Consider the following 19,665-nt stretch of genomic DNA (forward strand, 5'->3'; position numbering starts at 1 on the left):
ACTGGACAGGTTGTAGCCGATTAACTTCGCCAAATCAATGCCTTTCTCGCACGGACAAATATAGCGAGAAGCGTGCCATTGCATTGCAGCACGGCCATTGTGCAAGTGTGAGAATGCGCGTGTTCCGGCCGCGCCAAACGACTAGAATGAAGCGCGACGCGGCACGCCTGCCGCTCAGGGTGAACATGAAAGACGACGACGTGGCTGCCGGCACTACGGAAAACGACGAAACGCGTGCGCCTTTGCGGCGGCGCAAGGCGCATATTCGCGAGTCGAATGAAGCGCATCTGCTGGCGTGTGCCGAGGCGGTTTTCGCCGAGCGCGGTCTCGATGGCGCCAGCACGGCAATGATCGCCGAACGTGCGGGCTTACCGAAAGCCAACCTTCATTACTACTTCCCGACAAAGCTCGCGCTGTATCGGCGCGTGCTCGAAGACGTCTTCGACGACTGGTACAAGGCGGCCGATACGTTCGAATGCAGCGACGATCCGGTGGAAGCGATTGGTGGCTATGTACGCGCGAAGATGGAGTTGTCGCGCCGCCGTCCGCTCGGCTCGAAGGTATGGGCGAGCGAGATCATTCATGGCGCGGTGCATATGGAGGACATTCTCACCGGCAGCGTCAAGCCATGGCTCGATAGCCGCGTGAAGGTGATCGACGACTGGATCGCGCGCGGTCTGCTTGCGCCAGTGAGTGCGCAAACGCTGATGTATATGATCTGGGCCACGACGCAGCACTACGCCGACTTCGATGCGCAGATACGCGCGTTGAAGGGTAAACGCGCGCTCACGCAAAAGGTTTTCGAGGCGACGACCGAGGAAGTGGTGCAGTTGGTGTTGCGGGCGTGTGGGGCGGTGTCGACGCGAAGCAAATAAATGACCGGGGCGTGATCTTAGATAATCGGCAGGCACACGCCGGCTAAATGTCTTCAACCGAATTATGCAGACCAATTCCACGAGTTTTGTCACACCCTCCCATGGCTTCGTCACCTTGCCCGCGACCGCATCTGCGACCGCATCGTTTGGCCCCTTACGTATCGAATACCGTTGGATCAACGAAGCCAATGCCCATGCCCCCATCGCCCTCTTCCTGCACGAAGGACTCGGCTCGGTCGCCATGTGGCGCGACTGGCCGCAGTCCTTGTGCGAGCGTTTGGGCATGCGTGGACTCGTCTATTCGCGGCCGGGTTATGGCCTCTCTACACCGCGTGCGTCCACCGAAAAATGGCCCGTCGATTACCTCGCGACGCAGGCGCGCGAGGTTCTGCCGGCCCTGCTCGACAGCCTGCATATCACCCCCGAAGAACGTCGGCGCATGTGGCTGATCGGCCATAGCGACGGAGGCTCGATCGCGCTGCTGTACGCCGCGTTCTTCCCCGATACATTGGCGGGCGCCGTCGTCATCGCTCCGCATGAGTTCGTGGAAGACATCGCGGTTCAAAGCATCGCGCAAACCCGGCAACTCTACGAAACGACCGATTTGCGCAGCAAACTCAGCCGCTATCACGCCGACGTGGATTCGGCCTTCTACGGATGGAACGATATCTGGCTGGACCCGGCGTTCAGATCATGGCGTATCGACCACTTGCTCGACACCATCGCGTGTCCGCTACTCGCCGTGCAAGGTTACGACGATCATTACGCCACCATGGCGCAGATCGAGACGATTGCGCAACGCGTGCCGCAAACCCGGCTCGTCAAACTGGACGCCTGTGGTCACTCGCCGCATCGCGACGCTCCCGTCGAGTTGAACGAGGCCATCGCGGCATTCGTTTCAGAACGAGGATAAAGGCGCGGCACTCCGCGCTACACGTAAGTCACGCGCTGGATGTTGCGCGCCAGGGCTTCCGCGCAGGCCAGCTTCGACGCGCGGCTATTCGTGATGAGCAATGCAATCTGGTCGGGCCGGCAATAGGCGACCCGGCTGCGCGTGCCGATCTTCGTATAGTCGGCGACGATGACCGTTTCACGGGCGTTCATGCTCATCGCGCGCGCCACTTCCGCTTCTTCTCCGACGAAACTCGTCGCACCGTGCTCCGCATCCACGCCGACGGGAGAGAGGAACGCAAGGTCGGCGTGAAAGCGCTGAATCTCCGCGATCGTACTCGACCCATACGTGGCTCGCACCGACGGATTGAAACCGCCGCCGACGAGGTGCACGTCGGCATTGCCGGCACCGGCGTCGCCGGCCGCCGCCAGTTGCTCGGCAACCGAGACGGAATTGGTCACGATATGCAGTCCCGACACCGACGCGAGAACGCCGGCCAGTATCGATGTCGTCGTCCCCGCGTCGAGGAACAAGGTTTGACCGCTCTCGACGAGCGCTGCAGCGGCCTTCGCGATAGCGCGTTTTTCTTTCACGCGTGAAGCCGCGCGCACGTCGATAGGCGGCTCGCTTTCCGCGAGACTCGCGCCGCCGTGAATACGGCGCACATCCCCCAATGCTTCGAGTTCGAGCAGATCGCGCCGGATGGTCTCGCGCGATACCGCGAGTTCCGCGGTGATGCGCTCCACGGTGACATCGCCGAGCGTGCGCAGCAGCGCGAGAATGCGTCGATGCCGTTCTTTAGCGAACATGAACGGCTCCGTCGGAACCGGCGATCTCGCCAGGCTCAGCGTAGTGAACGAGGGACATAGGAAGACGAAGTGAAAAACAGCGGCCAATAAAAATCGATCATAACGCAGGCCAATGCCGCACTACCGAAGCCCACTACCCACCACGCGTGGCGGCGGCATTCCAGCATGTCGCGATGATGACATCCGCTAATTTTTTTAGCTAGACGCAACTGCAATAATTTGCAAATATCCACACGTTGCCACATCACTCCGATTCGGAAAACGGCTCGCCGCGGGGTGAGAGCACGCTCGCCTCATCGCACTATTCACGCATTCCGCAACGCGTTCGACGGTTCGCAAGTCGCCACCGTTGCACCAGCACGTCCGCGCAAATCGATTCAGAGAGAACGGAGCCGGCGTCTTCACACGCCGCCGTTCAGAACCACACTCGTCAACTCGCTTGGGGAACTGCATGATCAGAAAAACGATAAGCCGGTACGCGTCCATGCTCGCCATTGCGGCAGCATTGAGCGCATGCGGCGGCAACGGTAATAGCGGCTCGTCCGGAGCAACGACCGACGCGGGCGCAGGCACAGGATCGGGGACGTCTCCCGCGACGCCCGCATCCGGTGCATCCGGTGCGTCCGATCCGTCGACGACGGTATCGAGCAAGGTGCTCGTCGTCGAACTCGACGGCGTGACGTACGACGCCCTGCAACAAGGCGTCGCGGCCGGAACGTTGCCCAATCTGTCGAAGCTCACCTATGCGCCCGCCTATAGCGGCGGCGTCAACGGCACGGCGACGCAACAGGCCAATCTCGACACGCCTGGCTGGGCCAGCATCGTAACGGGCACGTGGGCAAACCGGCACGAGGTGTATTCGGATGCATCGCGCCAGGACATTCAGGCGCCGACGATGTTCGCTACGCTGAAGGCGGCCAACGCCGGACTCGCCGGTGTGGCGGCTGGCTCGAACAAACTGGCCGCGCTGCTCACGAGCGAACAGAATGCGGGTTATCTCGATGCGCTGGTGAATTGCGCCGGCGTCGACAGTTGTGTCACCCAGAACTCATTGAGCCTGATCGACTCCGGCTATTCGCTGGTGTATGCGCAATATCATTCGGCGCAGGATGCGGCTTTGTCCACCGGGTTTTCGACGAGCTATACCAGCACGATCGCGCAGCTGGACAGCGCGCTCGGCAAGCTGCAGGCAGAAATAGCGAAGCGCGCGAACGAACGCTGGCTCGTCGTCGTGACCGCGAGCCACGGTCTGAACGCCGCGGGCGGTGCGGATGGCCTGCCCCTGCTCAGCGAAGCGACCAGCTTCGTGGCGATGAACCAGACGCCCAACGCATTGCTCGGCGATACGACCAGGCCCGCGACGCTCGCCAGTCTCTACACGCGCGCCAGCATCGCCGACATCGCACCGACCGTGCTCGCCTACCGCAGCGCCTCGCCGGACGCCTCGACGTATGCGATGGACGGCGGCGAGATGATCGGCGACACGCCCGTCTCGCAGCTAAGCGGTACGACCGGCAGCGATCAGGCCAGCCTGGTGCTGAACTGGGTCGCGCCGGCCTCGGGCGGCATCACGGTGTTGCGCGGCGGTCAGACCATCGCCACGCTGCCGGCGGGCACCGCGACGTATACCGATAGCCAGCTCGGTCTCACGGCCAGCGGCACCTATCCGTTCGACTATACGGTCGTCGCGGGCACCGCCCCGGTCTCGACGATCGCCTCGGTGGACTATGTGCAGGTCGTGCCGCCCCCGCCGCTCGCCACGACGCTCACTACGGGTCTCGTGTCCTATTACCCGTTCGGTGCGCTGCCGCCGGTCGACAAGCTGAACACGACCACCATGGCGCCCTTCCAGAGCGATGCGAACGGCGGCACGCTGATCGCCGATCCATTCGGCGGCAAGGGCCTGCAGGTGGATGCGCATACGGTCGACGCGCTCGGCTACGACGGCTACCGCATCGCGCAAACCACCGACATCACCGCCCAGGCGCAGTTCACGCTCGGCTTCTGGTTCTACACCTCGTGCACGAACGTCGCGGGCTACGGTACGCCGGTGATCGGCAACAAGAACTATCAGTCCGGCAAGAACCCGGGACTCGCCATCGGACTCTTTCCCGGCTCGTCCGCGACGACCTGTAATCCGCGCTTCAACATCGCCGACGGCACGACGCGCAACGACATCCAGAGCCTGAGCATCACCGCGAATCAGTGGGTGTACGTGGCGCTCGCCATCGATACGACGGGCAAGACGATGACAGCCTATGTGTTCGACCCGGTACTCGGCGAGCAGAAGGCCAGCACGGCGGTCACCATCAACCTCGCGAAGATGACCGGGCTCGGCACCGGCGTAATCGGCCTGAACGAAGACGGCACCGGCCAGTACTACATGGAAGCCTGCGGCAAGGCGGCGAGCACCTACAGCGGCGGTTATACCGCGGGCGCGTGCGCCACCGTGCCGCCGGTCGCGGAAGGCTTCGCAGACTTTGCGCTGTGGAACCGGATCGTCACCGAGTCCGAACTGCAAAGCGTCGACCAGTCGGGCAAGCCGCTTTCCACACTGATCCATTAACCGGAGCCGCGCCAACATGAACGATCGAACCAACCTCGCTCCTTTTCACTGGCCCCCCACGCGCTCGGCTCTGGCCATGCTTTTGCTGAGCGGCTGCTGCGCCCTCGGCGCGTGCAGCGGCGGCGACTCGCCGCACGACGGCGCACCCCAGGCCGGTAGCGAAGCCGCTGCCGGTTCGGGCGGCGCGAGCGCGCCGCAACCGATCGCGAGCGGACCGGCGTCGACCGACTGCCCCGCGTCGGGCGCATCCAGCACGGCGCCGTCGAGCTCCATGCATTGCGCGCCCTGACCCCGCACGGTTTTCTGCCTGCACGCCGCATGGAATCCGTTCGCCGCGGATTCCGCTGCAAGTCTTTGTCGACCTTGAGAACGCAATCAACATGAAGACACTGAGCCGACGCAATTTTCTGCATGCCGCGACCGCGGCCGCAGCGCTCGCCGCTTTTCCGGCCTCCATTCGCCGCGCCCTGGCGATTCCCGCGAACAATACGACCGGCACGATCAACGACGTCCAGCACATCGTCGTGCTGATGCAGGAGAACCGCTCGTTCGATCATTATTTCGGCAATCTGCCGGGCGTGCGCGGCTACTCCGACCGCTTCACGATTCCGCAACCCGGCGGTGGCTCCGTGTTCGAACAGAGCGACGGCACGCGTGTCGTGATGCCGTTTCATCTGGATTCGACCCAGGGCAATGCGCTGCTCGTGGGCGGCGCGCATAGCTGGAGCGATGCGCATCAGGCGTGGGACAACGGTCGAATGACGCACTGGCCGCAGTACAAGGCCGACGTATCGATGGGTTATCTGACGCAAACGGACCTGCCGTTCCAGTACGCGCTCGCCAACGCCTTCACCATTTGCGACGCGTATCACTGCTCGCTGCCGGGCGGCACCAACACCAACCGCATGTTCATGTGGACCGGCTCGAACGGTCCGTCGGCAGGCGCGGGCGTATCGGTCGTCAATAACGACGGCTGGGACAGCCTCGCACCCTCGACCACGGGACTCACGTGGACCACGTATCCCGAACGCCTGCAGGCCGCCGGGATCAGCTGGAAGGTCTACGAGAACATGCCCGACAACTACACGGACAACCCGCTCGCGGGCTTCAAACAATATCGCCAGGTCAACGAGGCCGTGACCGGCTCGCCGGACCTCGTCTACACGAGCGCGATCGATGCGACGCAGCCGCTCTATAAAGGCATCGGCAATACGATGCCCGACGGCGGGTTTCTGCAGTCGTTCAACGACGACATCGCGGCGGGACAACTGCCGCAGGTGAGCTGGATCGTCGCGCCGCAAGCGTATTGCGAACACCCCGGCGTCTCCACGCCGGGTCAGGGCGCGTGGTACGTGCAGCAGGTGCTCGACGCATTGACGGCCAACCCGGACGTGTGGAGCAAAACCGTGCTGCTGGTCAACTACGACGAGAACGACTGCTTCTTCGACCATGCACCGCCGCCCGCCGTGCCGGTCCGCAATACGGACGGCACGTATGCCGGCAAGTCGACGACCGACACGAAATACGACTACTTCGACTTTCCGGTCCCGCCCGGCAATAGCGGCAGCGAAGCACCGGACGGCTTGCCCTATGGGCTCGGCCCGCGCGTGCCGATGTTCGTGATCTCGCCATGGAGCCGCGGCGGTTTCGTCAACTCGCAGGTGTTCGACCACACCTCGGTGCTGCGTTTCATCGAACGTCGGTTCGGTGTGACGGAGTCGAATATCAGCCCGTGGCGACGCGCCGTGTGCGGCGATCTGTTCTCCGCGTTCAATTTCAGCACCCCCAACGACGATCCGGTCCCGACCATCCCAGCCCCGACCAAAGCGACGGCGGATGCGCAGGCCACGCAGCAAAGCACGGCCGGCGCGGTACCCGTGCCCTCGGTCGCGACGCAGACCTTGCCTCAACAGATGCTGACGTCCCGCCCCTCGCGCGCGTTGCCGTACGAACTGCATGTGAGCGCCAATGCGGATGTGAGCGGTGGAAACATCTGGCTGGTGTTCAGCAACACGGGCGCAGCGGCCGCGGTCTTTCACGTGTACGACCGCTTGCATCTGGACCGCGTGCCGCGTCGCTATACGGTCGAAGCGGGCAAGCAACTGTCCGACTCGTGGAGCGCGGTTACCGACGACGCGGGCCAATACGACCTGTGGGTGCTCGGGCCGTGCGGTTTCCACCGGCTTTTTCAGGGCAACGTGAGCGCGGTGAGCACGGGTGCGAATCCGGAGATTCGCGTCTGCTACGAGGTGTCGAGCAACGCGGTCTACCTCACGCTCATGAATACGGGTACGGCGAGCGCGAGCTTCGTGGTGAACTCCAATGCTTATCGCACCGACGGTCCGTGGACCTACGAGGTCCCTGCCGGTACTCAGGTCGAGCCGTACTGGAGTCTCGCTTCGGTGGGCGGCTGGTACGACTTCACGGCGACCGTGTCGGGCGGATTCGCGCGGCGCTTCGCGGGTCGCGTGGAAACCGGCGCCGACAGTACCAGCGATCCCGCGATGGGAACGAGTTAAGGGCCGCGAGCCTCGGACGGATGAGCCGGTGCATCCTCAACAATCCTCAATTCGGATACCGGCTCACCAACGATTACCAGCGCTTCACAAAAGTTACACGACCCGGCGACTATCCTTCTCCATCGCCGGATCGGGCACGCAGAGGCCGCGGCATTCCTACTCGTAATCTGTGTGTGCTCTTTGAGTGCTGGAGACATGGCCATGTCCGAAGTGTCGACTCTCACGTCTGCGTCGCGACGCAAACGTTTGGCTTACATGCTGATCGCGATCGTGTCGGTCACGTCGTTGGGCGCGTGCGGTAACGACGACGATAAAACAGCCGCGGCACCGGCTTCACTCAGTGCCGCCGTGCGTCCCGCCGACAACGCGGCGACCGTACTCCCCGCCATGCCATCCGCCGACTCTCCCGCACCCTCTGCGCTGACCATTCAAAGCCCGGCCATGCCCGCATCGGGCGACGATCCCGGCCTGTCCGCCGCAGCCACCGCGCCACTCGTCACGCCCGTCGTTCACACCGTGGATTGACGCGCCCGCTTCGCAGCCTCACCGACACCTAGCCGCTCTTCTCCCCACCGACAGCCGCCACCATGACATCGAAAAATCGCCGTGATTTTCTGCGCTCCGCCGCGCACGCAGCCGGTTCAGCCACCGCGTTGAGCCTGCTGCCTCTGGGCATCCGCAACGCCCTCGCCCTTCCCGCCAACAACCGGACGGGCACGATCCACGACGTCGAACATATCGTGATCCTGATGCAGGAGAACCGCTCGTTCGACCATTACTTCGGCACGCTCAAGGGTGTTCGCGGTTTCGGCGACACGCGCGCGATCAACCTGCCCACCGGCAAGTCCGTGTGGCACCAGCCGCTCGCGGCCGGTCTCGGCGAAGTGCTGCCGTTTCATCCCACCGCACCGAATCTCGGACTGCAGTTCCTGCAGGATCTGGCGCACGACTGGGGCACCACGCACTCGGCATGGAATGGCGGCCGCTACGATCAATGGGTGCCCTCCAAAGGCACCACGACGATGGCGTACCTCACGCGCGACGACATTCCGTTTCACTATCAACTCGCCGACGCGTTCACGATTTGCGATGCGTATCACAGCTCGCTAATGGGCCCGACCGATCCGAACCGCTACTACATGTGGACCGGTTGGGTCGGCAACGACGGAAGCGGCGGCGGCCCCGTCATCGACAATTCCGAACTCGGTTACGGCTGGACCACCTACCCCGAAGTGCTGCAAAACGCGGGCATCTCGTGGAAGATCTATCAGGACATGGGCACCGGGCTCGACGCCAATGGCTCGTGGGGCTGGACGCAGAATCCGTATATCGGCAATTACGGCGACAACTCGCTGCTGTACTTCAATCAGTATCGCAACGCGCAGCCGGGCAATCCGCTTTACGATAACGCCCGCGTCGGCACCAACGCGGCGCAAGGCGACGGCTACTTCGACATTCTCAAGCGCGACGTCGCCAACAACACGCTGCCGCAGGTCTCGTGGATCGTCGCGCCGGAAGCGTATTCGGAACATCCGAACTGGCCGTCGAACTACGGCGCGTGGTACATCGATCAGGTCCTGCAGATTCTCACGTCGAATCCCGATGTCTGGAGCAAGACCGTTCTGCTCATCAACTACGACGAGAACGACGGCTTCTTCGACCATATGGCGCCGCCGTTCGCGCCGGCTTCGAGCGCGAATGGTCTGTCGACCGTCGATGTCGGCAACGAAATTTTTCCGGGCAACGCGACCACGCCGGCCGCGCCCTACGGACTGGGCGTGCGCGTGCCGATGCTGGTGGTGTCGCCGTGGTCGAAAGGCGGCTATGTGTGCTCGCAACTGTTCGACCATACGTCGGTGATCCGCTTTATCGAAAAGCGTTTCGGCGAACATCACGATCTCGCCGATTCGAATATCACGCCGTGGCGCCGTGCGGTCTGTGGCGACCTCACCTCGGCGTTCAACTTCAAAACGCCGAACGACGCCGTGCCGGCGCTGCCGGCCACGAGCGGCTATGCGCCGCCCGATCAGAACCGTCACGCCGACTACGTGCCGCTGCCGCCGCTCGTGCAGGCCGTGCCTAAGCAGGAGCCCGGCGTGCGCCTCGCACGCGCGCTGCCGTACGAACTGTTCGTGCGTGTGCAGAGCGAGGGCGCGGGTCATCCACTGACATTGCGCTTCGTGAACACCGGTGACGCGGGCGCGGCGTTCCTCGTTTATACCGCGCACAGTCTGGATGCGCCGCGCACCTATACCGTCGAAGCGGGCAAGCGTTTGCAGGACACGATGCCTTTGAATATCGACGGCTCGTACGACTTCACCGTGTATGGTCCGAACGGTTTTCTACGCCGCTTCGCCGGCAAGCCGGCAGCGCGTAGCGGCTGGCTCGGTCTCGGCGCGGAAAGCGCGCATCCGGAAGCGAGCGAGGGCTATGACGTGGCCAACGGCAATCTGCAACTGCGGCTCGACAACTCGGGCAGCGCGCGTTGCCAGTTCACGATCGTCAATGCGTACGACCCGGGCAATGTCATCCGGCATGCGGTGCGCGGAGGCGACGCCGAGCAACTGTACCTGGATTTGCGCAATGCACACGGTTGGTACGACCTGAGCATCAGCGTGGACACCGACCCATTGTTCGCGCGCCGTATTGCCGGCCACGTGGAAACCGGCAGGATCAGCACGAGCGATCCGGCGCTGGGTTCCTGATACGCGGCTGGGGTTACGCGGCCACGGCCGCTGTCATGGCGGCCCGCTCGCGGGCCTTCTCCTCGATCGTCTGCACGATGAACTCCGCATCGCGCGCGACGCCGGAGAAGCGCCCCGAGCCCCACGTATGCAGCCATGGCAGGCCGACGAAGTACAGACCGTCGATCGGCGTCACGCCGCGCGTGTGCGCCGGGTACCCGCGTCCGTTGAAAACGGGTGCATCGAGCCAGCTAAAGTCCGGCGTGAAGCCAATGCACCAGACGATGGCCGCAATACCGCTCTCCTCCAGACCGAGCGCCGTGCGCTCTTCGGCGGGCCGCCACAGCGCTTCGTAGGCGGAGCCTGCGGGCGCCTCGATACCCTGCTTCTCGATGAAGCGGTCGATGCTGGTGTTGATGCCGTTATAGGTCGCGTCGGCGGAATCGAGAGCGGCCGCGAGCGTCGGTGCAAAACGGAATTGCCCGTCACGCAGATCGTCGAGCCGGCCATACAGTTCCATGCCCTCTGCAGCAAAACGGCGCAGGTCGATATCGCGCCCGCCGTCACGGCCCGTCACATAGTGATTCGTGTTGTCGCGTACGCCTTCGCGCAGCGGATGCTTTTCGACGGGCATGTCGTAATACTGCATATCGGCGAGCCAGTCGACCACGTCGCGCCCCCGATAAAAGCGTGCGCAACGCGGCGCCTCGCCCACTGCCAGCACGACCTTGCGTCCGGCCAGATGCAGGTCTTCGGCAATCTGCGCGCCGGATTGCCCCGTGCCCACGACCATCACCGCGCCTTCGGGCAACGCTTGCGGGTTGCGATACGCGGACGATTGCAGTTGCACGATATGCGCGGGCAGGCGTTCCGCAAGACGCGGCACGATCGGCGTGTGATAGCCGCCCGACGCGACCACCACCTGGTCGGCAGTGAAGTCGCCCTGCGTGGTGGACACGGCGTACACGCCGTCTTCGCGCTGCTTCACGCGTTTGACTTCGGCATGCTCCAGCACCGGCGCATTCACGTGCGCGATGAAGCCGTCGAGATAGTCGATGATCTCGTCTTTCTTCATGAAGCCGTGCGGATCGTCGCCGCGATACGGATAACCCGGCAACGCGCATTGCCAGTTCGGCGTGACGAGACAGAACGCGTCCCAGCGCTGTTGCCGCCAGGTATGCGTGAGCGTCTGCTTTTCCACGACCAGATGATCGATACCGGCCTCGCTGAGATAGTAGCTGGCCGACAGCCCCGCCTGGCCGCCACCGATGACGAGCACACTGTAATGCCCGTTCGGGCGCGCATGAGTTGCTGGATTCGACATGATGCGTCCTCTGAAAAATTGGCTGCTAGCTGAACTCGATCACCTTGACGGTGGCGTCCGGTCGATCGCGAAAACGCTCCGCGCTGTGCTCGATCTGCGCGAGCTGGTCCATCGCGGCCGAGCAGGCAAAACCGAATTTCTCGCGCACGCGCTCGGACGCAATGCCGAGCGCCTGCCGCGAACGCGCGACGAAATCGTCGAGCGGATAGGTTTCGCCGGGCGCGAAGAAATCCTTGATGACGAGCGACGGGGAATAACAATTGGCCTCGTCGCCATCGGGCCATTGAATGCGAAAGTGCATGACAGGCATCGCGAATCCTCAATCGATGGATAACAGGGGACGCTTCGCGACGAACTCGCGATACGCGTCGAGATGAAGCCGCGCACTCGCGGACCAGCTAAAGCGCGACAGTAGCGCCGGCACGGCGTGGTCGAAATCGATACCGCTATCCGGGCGCAACGCGCGCAGCAACGCGTCGGCTATCGACGCCACGTCGGTGGGGTCGGCCCAGCAACAGGTCGTGTCGTCGAGATACTCGTCGAACGGCGCGATGGCCGACGCGACGACAGGCGTGCCGCTCGCAAGCGCTTCCAGCACGACGAGGCCGAAGCCTTCGCGTAACGACACCATCGACAGCACGTCGGCACGACGGAACAGCGCGGGCATGACGGCGTCTTCCAGCGGACCGGTTACGATCACCGCTTCGTGCGGCCCGGGAGACAGGCCGAGTTGCGCGGCGCGCTCCAGCAAACGGCGCGTATAAGCGTCGTGATCGAGCAGACTCGCGCCGCCCGCTATGACCAGTTGCGCTTGCGGCAACGTGCGGCGCAAAACAGCGAATGCTTCCAGCAAGGCCAGCGTGTTCTTGCGCGCTTCGATGCCGCCGACCGACAGCACGATGGGTCCATCGCCGCGAAGGCCGAGGCGTCGTGCGAGCGCGACGTCCTCCGCATCGGCGTGCTTCGTGAACCGTCGCAAATCGACACCGTTCGACACGGTCGCGGCTTCGATACCGTGCGTCGCTTTCATCTCGCGCGTCCAGCTTGCGCTGACACATAGCACCTGGTCCGCGTGTTCGTACGCACGCCGTTGCCAGCTTGCGAGTTGCGGATGATCGAAACGATCCAGGTGATGCACGGTCCGCACAAAACCGTGAACGACGCCGCGCGCCTTCAACCCGGCCAACGCGTTCCCACTGATGCTGTCCTGCGCATGCAGCACGTCGAAAGCCGCTGCGTCGTGTGCGAGCAAGGCACGCTCGAACGCGTCGATACGCGCCGCCACCATCGCCACCGTATCGCTTTGCGGCAACGTGATGGGCGCGTACACGAGGCGACACGCCGGCTCGCGAAACAGAGTCTCGCCAGGAACCGCCGGCACGAACACCGTCACATCGTGACCGAGCGCGCTCAATGCGCTCGCCAGTTCCAGTGTGTGCACCACGCCGCCACGCGGATTGACCGAGTGCGTCAACAAGCCGATTCGCAGCCCGGTCATTGCACACCGCCCGGCGCGACGATAAACGGCTCGCACGAGAAATCCCATAGCAGCGCGGCGTCGCCCTGGCGGTGCACGACCACTTCGCGCGTCGCGTCCAGCGTGCCGATGACCGAGCAGGCAAGCTCGCGAGAGTCGAACAACGCCTGCACCTTCTGCACGTTCTCTTCACGAACGGAAAGTAGAAAGCCGTAGCTCGGGAACGCCGTGAGCCATCTTTCCAGCGTGACGCCGTCGGGCTTCGGAATACGGTCGAGGTCGATCCGCGCGCCCACCTTCGAACATTCGAGCAGCATCAGCGCGGTGCCGAGCGTGCCGGCCATGCTGATGTCTTTCGCCGCATCGCAAAGACCGCTTTCTGCCAGATGCGGCAACAGTTCGAGATCGGCACGCAAGCGCCCGGGCGGTGCATTCACCGAGGCATTCCAGAACGGATACGGCTCTTCGAATCGGCCACGCAAATCGACGGCCATCATCAGCCTATCGCCGGGTCTGGCGTTGAAGCTGGACAGCAACGCATTCGCGCGGCCGACGATGGACACCGCCAGTTGCGCCGCGTCGCTACGCGTATTCGTATGACCGCCGACGATCGGCACGCCATACGCGACGGACGCCGCCGCCATGCCGGCCAGCACTTCCTGTGCGGCGTCGATGCCGGAACTCCACAACGCATCGACGACTGCGAGCGGCCGCCCGCCCATCGCGTAGATGTCGCTCACATTGACCATTACGCTGCTGTAACCAGCGAACCAAGGGATCGCGCTGACGAAGTCGCTGACCATGCCTTCGATCGCGAACAGCAGATAACCCGTGCCATCCGCGAGCGCCGCGCAATCGAGCGCCGCGCAGTCGTCACCGAGCGCGACCGCCTGATCAAGATCGCGCGACCCCCGCGGCAGATGCCGCGCGAGCGACGACACCACGTCGACGATATCGGTCTTATGGCGAAACCCGCGGCTTTCGCGCAAGCCCGCTACGAGATCGGCGACGCTCATGCAACGCTCCTTGCCGGCGTCGCGACGTGCTGGACCCGCGTAACGAATCCGGACAAGGGCGTGACACACGGCGGATACCGGTCCAGTTGCGCCTGCATCAGATGATGCGGCCGGCCGAGCAGGCTTTCTTCGGCGAGCGCATCCCAATGCAGCGCCCGAAACAGCGGCACGTTCTGACTCTGCACGTGCGCGAGAAACGTTTCGCAGCCGAGCGCATGGGCGCTGCTCACCGCGAGACGGATCAGCGTCGCGCCAATCTTGCCGTGCCGGCGGAAGGCCGCATGCACCGCGAGCCGCGAACCGAACCACTGGTGAGGGCCGCGTTCGTCGCGATGAATGCGTACCGTGCCCACCACCTGTTCCGGCATGCCGGCCACACAACTCACGGCCACCAGTTGCTGCGCGTGCCGGTCGATGTCGTCGCGATCGTCGCCGACGAAAATGCCCTGCTCGATGCAGAACACCGCGCGGCGCAGCTTATACGCTTCGTCCGCTTCCCAGTCCAGCGTCGTCCACTTGATGCGGAACTCGCTCGGCGCATACGCCGCGAAAGCGACTTCGCCATCGAGCGCTACCCCTGCAATCGCTTCGCCGAACATGGTCACACCTCGTACGAAGACAGTGACGAACACGCGCCGCATTTACCGCAGCCCGCCTTGATATCGCTCGAACGCATGGCCGCGGCATTCAGCATGGCGCCGAGCGGCTGCAAGACCGACTTCATGAACTCCGGCGTCGGCGCCGGATGGCTTTCGAGTGGCGTGCCGCTAATCGGCACGAACGGCACGACGAACGGGTACACGCCGAGCTCGATCAGTTCACGCGACATCGTCAGGATGGCTTCCGCGGTGTCGCCGAGACCCGCGAGGATATAGGTGCTGACCTGAGCGCGCCCGAATACCGCGACCGCCGCCCTGAATGCTTCCATGTAGCGCGCAAGCGGCACACTCGCCTTGCCCGGCATGATGCGTTCGCGCAGCGCCGGGGTCACCACTTCCAGATGCATGCCCAGCGTGTCGATGCCGCTCGCCTTCATGCGGGCGAACCAGCGGTCGTCGTCGGGCGGCTCGCATTGCGCCTGGATCGGCAGGTCGACGGCCGCCTTGATCGCGAACGCGCTCTCGCACAGAATCTGCGCGCCGCGGTCGGACGTGGCCGGTGTGCCGGTGGTCAGCACCATGTGCTTCACGCCGTCGAGCAGCACCGCCGCGCGCGCCACTTCGGCCAGCTGTTCGGGCGTCTTGCGGGCGATCGTGCGTCCCGCTGCGAGCGACTGACCGATCGCACAGAACTTGCAGCTCTTGCGCCGGCTCTCGTAGCGAATGCAGGTTTGCAGCACGGTCGTCGCCAGCACGTCCGAGCTATGCAGCGTCGCGATATGCGAGTACGGCACGCCGTCGAGCGTCTGCATGCCGTAAAAGCGCGGCGCTTTTGGGAAGCTGATGCTGGCGATCGGAATCGTGCCGCGCAACAGCGCGCTCGCGCCCTGCGCGTCCGGCGTCTGCGCGACGAACGGCGAATGCCACGCGGTGCTCGTATGCACCGGCACCATGATCGTCACGCCATCGACCGTCACGGCCTTGTGATCCGACGGACCCGCGCCGCCGCGCCGGCTCGCGGCGCCCGCGTCGGGCGACACCAGCCGCAAACCGGCCGACTGCAATTCAGTCATCAATTGCCGGCTCTCGGCCGACAGGGTCTCGCTGGAACTCATCGCACTCTCCTAAGGTTGACAGGCCGTCGTGGTTCGACGCCGCGGACCACACGGGCATCGGCGAGACGGTTTCGGCGGGGCGCCGGTTGATCGCGAGACTCAGCAATTCGGGCCGCGCGTAGTGGCCGACCGAATCCATCATGCGTTTGCGTTTGGTGATGAGGCTCATGTCCAGATCGGCGATGACCATGCCCTCGCCTTCACGCAGCGGCGGCGCCAGGTGCTGGCCTTCCGGCGACACGATCGCGGTGTTGCAGCCGCCGCGCAGCGCCTTTTGCAGATTCGTGTCGGACGTGATCGACGCGATCTGCGCTTCGCTCAGCCAGCCGGTTGCATTGACCACGAAGCAGCCTGACTCGAGCGCGTGATGGCGGATCGTGACTTCGATCTGATCCGCGAAGATCGGGCCGACCAGCGAACCCGGAAACTGACTGCAGTGAATTTCTTCGTGCTGCGTCATCAGCGCATAGCGCGCCAGCGGGTTGTAGTGCTCCCAGCAAGCGAGCGCGCCCACGCGTCCGACGCCCGTATGCGCGACCTTGAGGCCCGCGGCGTCGCCCTGCCCCCAGATCATGCGTTCATGAAAAGTCGGCGTGATCTTGCGGCGTTTGAGCACGAGCTGACCGTCCACGTCGAAGATCAGCTGCGTGTTGTAGAGGCTGCCGTGATCGCGTTCGTTGACGCCGAGCACCACCACCATCCGGTGCAAACGCGCCTGCTCCGCCACCGCCTGCGTGACGGGGCCCGGCACGACCACCGCTTCCTCGTAGAGCTTCATGTGCTCCGCGCCGGAAGCCACGGGCGCCCGCACGAAAGAAAAGTACGGGTAGTACGGCACGAAGGTTTCGGGAAAGACAATGAGCTGCACGCCTTCGCGTGCCGCCTTGCCGATGGCCTCGCACACTTTCTCGAGGGTGCCGCCGCTCTTCTCGAAGTCCGGTGCGATCTGGACTGCCGCGGCGCGCACGATGCGTTTGTCGGACATAGTGGTCACCGGCCTCGGCTCAAACCGTCCAGGTGTGGATGACCAGCGCGTTATCCTTGCGATGCAGCAGCTGGATATCGAGCACGTCGAGCGGACTGATCGGACGAATGCCTTCGATGAGCGAAGCTTCGCCGTGACCGTAGAGCGCCTGCAGCGCGAAACGGCATGCGTAGACCTTGCCGCCTTCTTCCATGAACTTCGTCAGCTGTTTGTTGAAGTTCAGATGGCCGGGGAACGCTTCGTCGCCGAGCGTTGGAAAGCCGCGTTGCAGTCCGAGCGTGACGCCTGGTCCATACAGCAGCACCGACGTGTCGAAACCCTTGCGTTGCAAACGCGTGGCCTGCAAGAGATTGACGAAGCCGATCGAGCCTTCGAACGCCACCGTGTGGAACGTGACGAGTGCTTTCTCGCCCGGTTCGGCTTTCACGTCTTCGAAGACTTTCTCTTCGTAGTCGACAAGGTAATCGCCTTTCTGATGCAGCGGTTTGTTGACGGCTGGCATGACACTCTCCGATCTGGTTTGCTGGGTAGATGAACGCGTGCGATCGAACGCGACGCGCTTCTCCCAATGCAACCACCGTGCCATTGATCGGTCGCGCTCATGCGATCAATTGACGATCAATTGCGTCTCGATTCGAAGTCCGACACAAAAATTTTTTAGGCGCGGAGTTTGCATTGACTCGACCCGTACCGCGCCGTCGCCGTCGAGGCCGCGTTATCGCACCAGCCGGGTGCGATTGCATCGTACGAAGGAGTCGGGGTGGTGCAGTCATTCACCACGGACGATCAATCCGATCATTGATCGCATACGAATGCGATCAACTCATCTAGCCGAAGCGACCTTGTCATGAGCAGCCCCACGCATCACTGGATCAAACGTCTTGCCGACATCCGCAAGCCTGCCTACCTTGCGATTCCCGATCTGATCGAAGAAGACCTTGCGACCGGCAGGTTGCGCCCGCGCGACCGTCTGCCGGGGCTGCGCGATCTCGCGGAAGAACTCGCGCTGAATTACACGACCGTGGCGCGCGCGTACGCCGAGGCAAAGAAGCGTGGCCTGCTCGATTCGCGCGCCGGCAGCGGGACGTTCGTACGCGGCCGCACGGCCACGTTGCCGTTGTCGGGCGGCAGCAGCATCGAGATGTCGATGAACACGCCGCCGGAGCCGCCCGATTTCGCGATGCGTCTGCGGGATTCTGCGGCGCGACTGATGAGCGAAAGCGACCCGTATCAGTTATTGCGTTATCAGGATTTCGGTGGGTCGGCGGCCGATAAGGATGCGGGCGCCGAGTGGCTGAGACGGCGTGTGCCGCATTGTGAAGCGCAGAACGTGCTGGTGTGTCCGGGCATACACAGCGCGCTGGTTGCGCTGGTTTCGCAGCTTGCGCGGCCGGGCGGCACGATCTGTCTGGACACGCTGGCTTATCCTGGGATCAAGGCGATTGCCGCGCAACTCGGCGTGCGCTTGCAGGCGTTACCGCGCGACGACGAAGGACCGCTTGCGCATGCTTTCGAAGCGCTTTGCAAGACGGATAAGCCGAGTGCGTTTTATTGCAATCCGACTTTGCAGAACCCGAGTACGTTGACGCTGACGCACAAGCGCCGCGAAGCGCTTGCGGATGTGGCGTTGCGCTATAGCGTGCCGATTATCGAGGACGATGCTTATGCGATGTTGCCGCATAGTGCGCCGGATGCGTTGGCTAGCTTTGCGCCTGAGTTGACGTATTACGTGACGGGGATGTCGAAGAGTTTTGGTGCGGGGTTGCGGGTTGCGCATCTGCATGCGCCGACGGCGCGGCAAACGCAGCGGCTCGCGGGGGCGTTGCGGGCGACTACGGTGATGGCTAGTCCTTATACGGTGACGATTGCTACGCAGTGGATCGTGGATGGAACTGCTGCGGATATGTTGAATGCGATTCGGAGCGAGTCGCGGGCGCGGCAGGGGATTGCTGCGAGGGTGTTGGCGGCGTGGCCGTTCGAGGCGCAGCAGGATGGGTTTCATCTCTGGTTGCCCGTGCCGGTTGAGTCAGGGTGGAGTGCTTCCGAGCTTGCTTTGCAGTTACGGGGGCAAGGGATTGCTGCGGTGGCCGGGGCGGCGTTTTCAACGGATGGGAATCCGCCTAATGCCATGCGGGTTTGTTTGGGTGGGTCGAAGACTCGCGATGAGTGTGGAGAGGCTTTGCGGGTCGTGGCGGAGACGTTGGAGCATCCGCATCATTTGCATTCGCCGGTTATGTGATGGTTTTTTCGTTGCACTGGCTTTTTGGCCTCTCCTTGCATTGTTAGTGGTCTATTAGCGTTCCCCCTGTGCGGGGGGGCACCTACTTTTCTTTGCCGCCGCAAAGAAAAGTAGGCAAAAGAAAGCGGCTCACACCGCTAATTCTTAAGCGGGAACCGCGGCATTTCCTTGGTAGTGGTGCATCTGGAATCCGTGCCGTCGCGCATTTGACGTTAGTGACAAAGCACTCATCAGCTCCCACTCCGCACTGCGTGCGTCGCGGATGGGAACACCACGGAAGACGAGAAACCGAAGGTGGTAGAACGACCCGGGGGCGCGCGAAGCGCCGCCGGAAGAATGACTGCCTTGTCACAAGAGCGGAATGTGCGGGAACACGGATTCCAGATGCACCACTGCCAGAAACCCCGCGCGGGGCCCGCTTAATGGTTAGCGGTTTGAGCCCGCTTTCTTTTGCCTACTTTTCTTTGCGGCGGTGTATGGACTCAGGACATAGGTAACACCCGTGCCGGGACATGGGTAACACTTTTCAGGCAGTCATATCGTCTTTTCAGGATTGATGGTGGCG

Annotated in this window: 17 protein-coding genes; 7 read left to right on the top strand and 10 right to left on the bottom strand. The window is 63.4% G+C overall.

Translation table 11 applies throughout. From position 1 onward, the window contains the following. Nucleotides 1-146: 146 nt before the first annotated feature. Nucleotides 147-875 (top strand): TetR/AcrR family transcriptional regulator, encoded by a 729-nt coding sequence (locus FQ746_RS26560; protein WP_186310845.1) that lies wholly within the window; start codon nucleotides 147-149, stop codon nucleotides 873-875. Between the two features lie 64 nt (nucleotides 876-939). Beyond that, entirely contained in the window at nucleotides 940-1,788 is an 849-nt protein-coding gene (locus tag FQ746_RS26565; protein ID WP_144112743.1) for an alpha/beta fold hydrolase, read from the top strand. A gap of 17 nt (nucleotides 1,789-1,805) precedes the next feature. Here FQ746_RS26565 and FQ746_RS26570 read toward each other — a convergent pair whose 3' ends face one another. Next, complete coding sequence (locus tag FQ746_RS26570) at nucleotides 1,806-2,576, bottom strand: DeoR/GlpR family DNA-binding transcription regulator (protein WP_144112744.1); 771 nt, start codon at nucleotides 2,574-2,576, stop codon at nucleotides 1,806-1,808. A gap of 484 nt (nucleotides 2,577-3,060) precedes the next feature. Between FQ746_RS26570 and FQ746_RS26575 the strand changes: the two genes are divergently transcribed. After that, the gene (locus tag FQ746_RS26575) at nucleotides 3,061-5,142 is read left to right on the top strand and encodes an alkaline phosphatase family protein (RefSeq protein ID WP_260854169.1); all 2,082 of its coding nucleotides are present in this window, start codon (nucleotides 3,061-3,063) and stop codon (nucleotides 5,140-5,142) included. Nucleotides 5,143-5,187: 45 nt separating this feature from the next. Here FQ746_RS26575 and FQ746_RS26580 read toward each other — a convergent pair whose 3' ends face one another. Then, nucleotides 5,188-5,439: a hypothetical protein gene (locus tag FQ746_RS26580; RefSeq protein ID WP_144112746.1), complete on the bottom strand. Its 252-nt coding sequence runs from the start codon at nucleotides 5,437-5,439 to the stop codon at nucleotides 5,188-5,190. An 83-nt stretch (nucleotides 5,440-5,522) separates the two neighbouring features. Between FQ746_RS26580 and FQ746_RS26585 the strand changes: the two genes are divergently transcribed. From FQ746_RS26585 to FQ746_RS26595, 3 genes are all read left to right on the top strand, one after another. Beyond that, nucleotides 5,523-7,661 carry a phosphocholine-specific phospholipase C gene (locus FQ746_RS26585; protein ID WP_144112747.1) on the top strand — a complete coding sequence of 713 codons (2,139 nt, stop codon included), beginning with the start codon at nucleotides 5,523-5,525 and terminating at the stop codon, nucleotides 7,659-7,661. Nucleotides 7,662-7,862: 201 nt separating this feature from the next. Further along, on the top strand, nucleotides 7,863-8,186 hold the full coding sequence (locus FQ746_RS26590; RefSeq protein ID WP_186310846.1) for a hypothetical protein: 324 nt from the start codon (nucleotides 7,863-7,865) through the stop codon (nucleotides 8,184-8,186). 62 nt (nucleotides 8,187-8,248) lie between these two features. After that, entirely contained in the window at nucleotides 8,249-10,366 is a 2,118-nt protein-coding gene (locus FQ746_RS26595) for a phosphocholine-specific phospholipase C (RefSeq protein WP_144112748.1), read from the top strand. A 13-nt stretch (nucleotides 10,367-10,379) separates the two neighbouring features. Here FQ746_RS26595 and FQ746_RS26600 read toward each other — a convergent pair whose 3' ends face one another. From FQ746_RS26600 to FQ746_RS26635, 8 genes are read right to left on the bottom strand one after another with little or no spacing between them, the layout of a single operon-like run. After that, the gene (locus tag FQ746_RS26600) at nucleotides 10,380-11,669 is read right to left on the bottom strand and encodes an MSMEG_0569 family flavin-dependent oxidoreductase (RefSeq protein WP_144112749.1); all 1,290 of its coding nucleotides are present in this window, start codon (nucleotides 11,667-11,669) and stop codon (nucleotides 10,380-10,382) included. 25 nt (nucleotides 11,670-11,694) lie between these two features. Beyond that, nucleotides 11,695-11,979 (bottom strand): MSMEG_0570 family nitrogen starvation response protein, encoded by a 285-nt coding sequence (locus FQ746_RS26605; protein WP_144112750.1) that lies wholly within the window; start codon nucleotides 11,977-11,979, stop codon nucleotides 11,695-11,697. 9 nt (nucleotides 11,980-11,988) lie between these two features. Next, nucleotides 11,989-13,167 carry an MSMEG_0565 family glycosyltransferase gene (locus FQ746_RS26610; RefSeq protein ID WP_144112751.1) on the bottom strand — a complete coding sequence of 393 codons (1,179 nt, stop codon included), beginning with the start codon at nucleotides 13,165-13,167 and terminating at the stop codon, nucleotides 11,989-11,991. Continuing rightward, nucleotides 13,164-14,162, bottom strand: a complete 999-nt coding sequence (locus FQ746_RS26615; protein WP_144112752.1) for a sll0787 family AIR synthase-like protein — start codon at nucleotides 14,160-14,162, stop codon at nucleotides 13,164-13,166. The genes FQ746_RS26610 and FQ746_RS26615 overlap by 4 nt, the downstream gene beginning before the upstream one ends. Continuing rightward, nucleotides 14,159-14,761 (bottom strand): MSMEG_0567/Sll0786 family nitrogen starvation N-acetyltransferase, encoded by a 603-nt coding sequence (locus FQ746_RS26620; RefSeq protein ID WP_144112753.1) that lies wholly within the window; start codon nucleotides 14,759-14,761, stop codon nucleotides 14,159-14,161. Before FQ746_RS26620 ends, FQ746_RS26615 begins: the two co-directional genes overlap by 4 nt. A gap of 2 nt (nucleotides 14,762-14,763) precedes the next feature. Then, nucleotides 14,764-15,834 (bottom strand): MSMEG_0568 family radical SAM protein, encoded by a 1,071-nt coding sequence (locus tag FQ746_RS26625; protein ID WP_144112786.1) that lies wholly within the window; start codon nucleotides 15,832-15,834, stop codon nucleotides 14,764-14,766. After that, on the bottom strand, nucleotides 15,827-16,861 hold the full coding sequence (locus FQ746_RS26630; RefSeq protein ID WP_144112754.1) for a Nit6803 family nitrilase: 1,035 nt from the start codon (nucleotides 16,859-16,861) through the stop codon (nucleotides 15,827-15,829). Before FQ746_RS26630 ends, FQ746_RS26625 begins: the two co-directional genes overlap by 8 nt. 19 nt (nucleotides 16,862-16,880) lie before the next feature. Continuing rightward, nucleotides 16,881-17,363: an MSMEG_0572/Sll0783 family nitrogen starvation response protein gene (locus FQ746_RS26635; RefSeq protein WP_144112755.1), complete on the bottom strand. Its 483-nt coding sequence runs from the start codon at nucleotides 17,361-17,363 to the stop codon at nucleotides 16,881-16,883. Nucleotides 17,364-17,708: 345 nt separating this feature from the next. Between FQ746_RS26635 and FQ746_RS26640 the strand changes: the two genes are divergently transcribed. Next, on the top strand, nucleotides 17,709-19,100 hold the full coding sequence (locus FQ746_RS26640) for a PLP-dependent aminotransferase family protein (protein ID WP_144112756.1): 1,392 nt from the start codon (nucleotides 17,709-17,711) through the stop codon (nucleotides 19,098-19,100). Nucleotides 19,101-19,665: the final 565 nt, after the last annotated feature.

The sequence above is a fragment of the Paraburkholderia sp. BCC1886 genome, from assembly GCF_900996245.1.
GTDB lineage: Bacteria > Pseudomonadota > Gammaproteobacteria > Burkholderiales > Burkholderiaceae > Paraburkholderia.

What these genes read in the sequence shown, in the direction of transcription:
- FQ746_RS26635 (WP_144112755.1), bottom strand. Translation starts at nt 17,363, where the DNA reads ATGCCAGCCGTCAACAAACCGCTGCATCAGAAAGGCGATTACCTTGTC.
- FQ746_RS26560 (WP_186310845.1), top strand. Translation starts at nt 147, where the DNA reads ATGAAGCGCGACGCGGCACGCCTGCCGCTCAGGGTGAACATGAAAGAC.
- FQ746_RS26630 (WP_144112754.1), bottom strand. Translation starts at nt 16,861, where the DNA reads ATGTCCGACAAACGCATCGTGCGCGCCGCGGCAGTCCAGATCGCACCG.
- FQ746_RS26575 (WP_260854169.1), top strand. Translation starts at nt 3,061, where the DNA reads ATGCTCGCCATTGCGGCAGCATTGAGCGCATGCGGCGGCAACGGTAAT.
- FQ746_RS26585 (WP_144112747.1), top strand. Translation starts at nt 5,523, where the DNA reads ATGAAGACACTGAGCCGACGCAATTTTCTGCATGCCGCGACCGCGGCC.
- FQ746_RS26590 (WP_186310846.1), top strand. Translation starts at nt 7,863, where the DNA reads ATGTCCGAAGTGTCGACTCTCACGTCTGCGTCGCGACGCAAACGTTTG.
- FQ746_RS26605 (WP_144112750.1), bottom strand. Translation starts at nt 11,979, where the DNA reads ATGCCTGTCATGCACTTTCGCATTCAATGGCCCGATGGCGACGAGGCC.
- FQ746_RS26620 (WP_144112753.1), bottom strand. Translation starts at nt 14,761, where the DNA reads ATGTTCGGCGAAGCGATTGCAGGGGTAGCGCTCGATGGCGAAGTCGCT.
- FQ746_RS26625 (WP_144112786.1), bottom strand. Translation starts at nt 15,834, where the DNA reads ATGACTGAATTGCAGTCGGCCGGTTTGCGGCTGGTGTCGCCCGACGCG.
- FQ746_RS26595 (WP_144112748.1), top strand. Translation starts at nt 8,249, where the DNA reads ATGACATCGAAAAATCGCCGTGATTTTCTGCGCTCCGCCGCGCACGCA.
- FQ746_RS26600 (WP_144112749.1), bottom strand. Translation starts at nt 11,669, where the DNA reads ATGTCGAATCCAGCAACTCATGCGCGCCCGAACGGGCATTACAGTGTG.
- FQ746_RS26565 (WP_144112743.1), top strand. Translation starts at nt 940, where the DNA reads ATGCAGACCAATTCCACGAGTTTTGTCACACCCTCCCATGGCTTCGTC.
- FQ746_RS26615 (WP_144112752.1), bottom strand. Translation starts at nt 14,162, where the DNA reads ATGAGCGTCGCCGATCTCGTAGCGGGCTTGCGCGAAAGCCGCGGGTTT.
- FQ746_RS26570 (WP_144112744.1), bottom strand. Translation starts at nt 2,576, where the DNA reads ATGTTCGCTAAAGAACGGCATCGACGCATTCTCGCGCTGCTGCGCACG.
- FQ746_RS26610 (WP_144112751.1), bottom strand. Translation starts at nt 13,167, where the DNA reads ATGACCGGGCTGCGAATCGGCTTGTTGACGCACTCGGTCAATCCGCGT.
- FQ746_RS26640 (WP_144112756.1), top strand. Translation starts at nt 17,709, where the DNA reads ATGAGCAGCCCCACGCATCACTGGATCAAACGTCTTGCCGACATCCGC.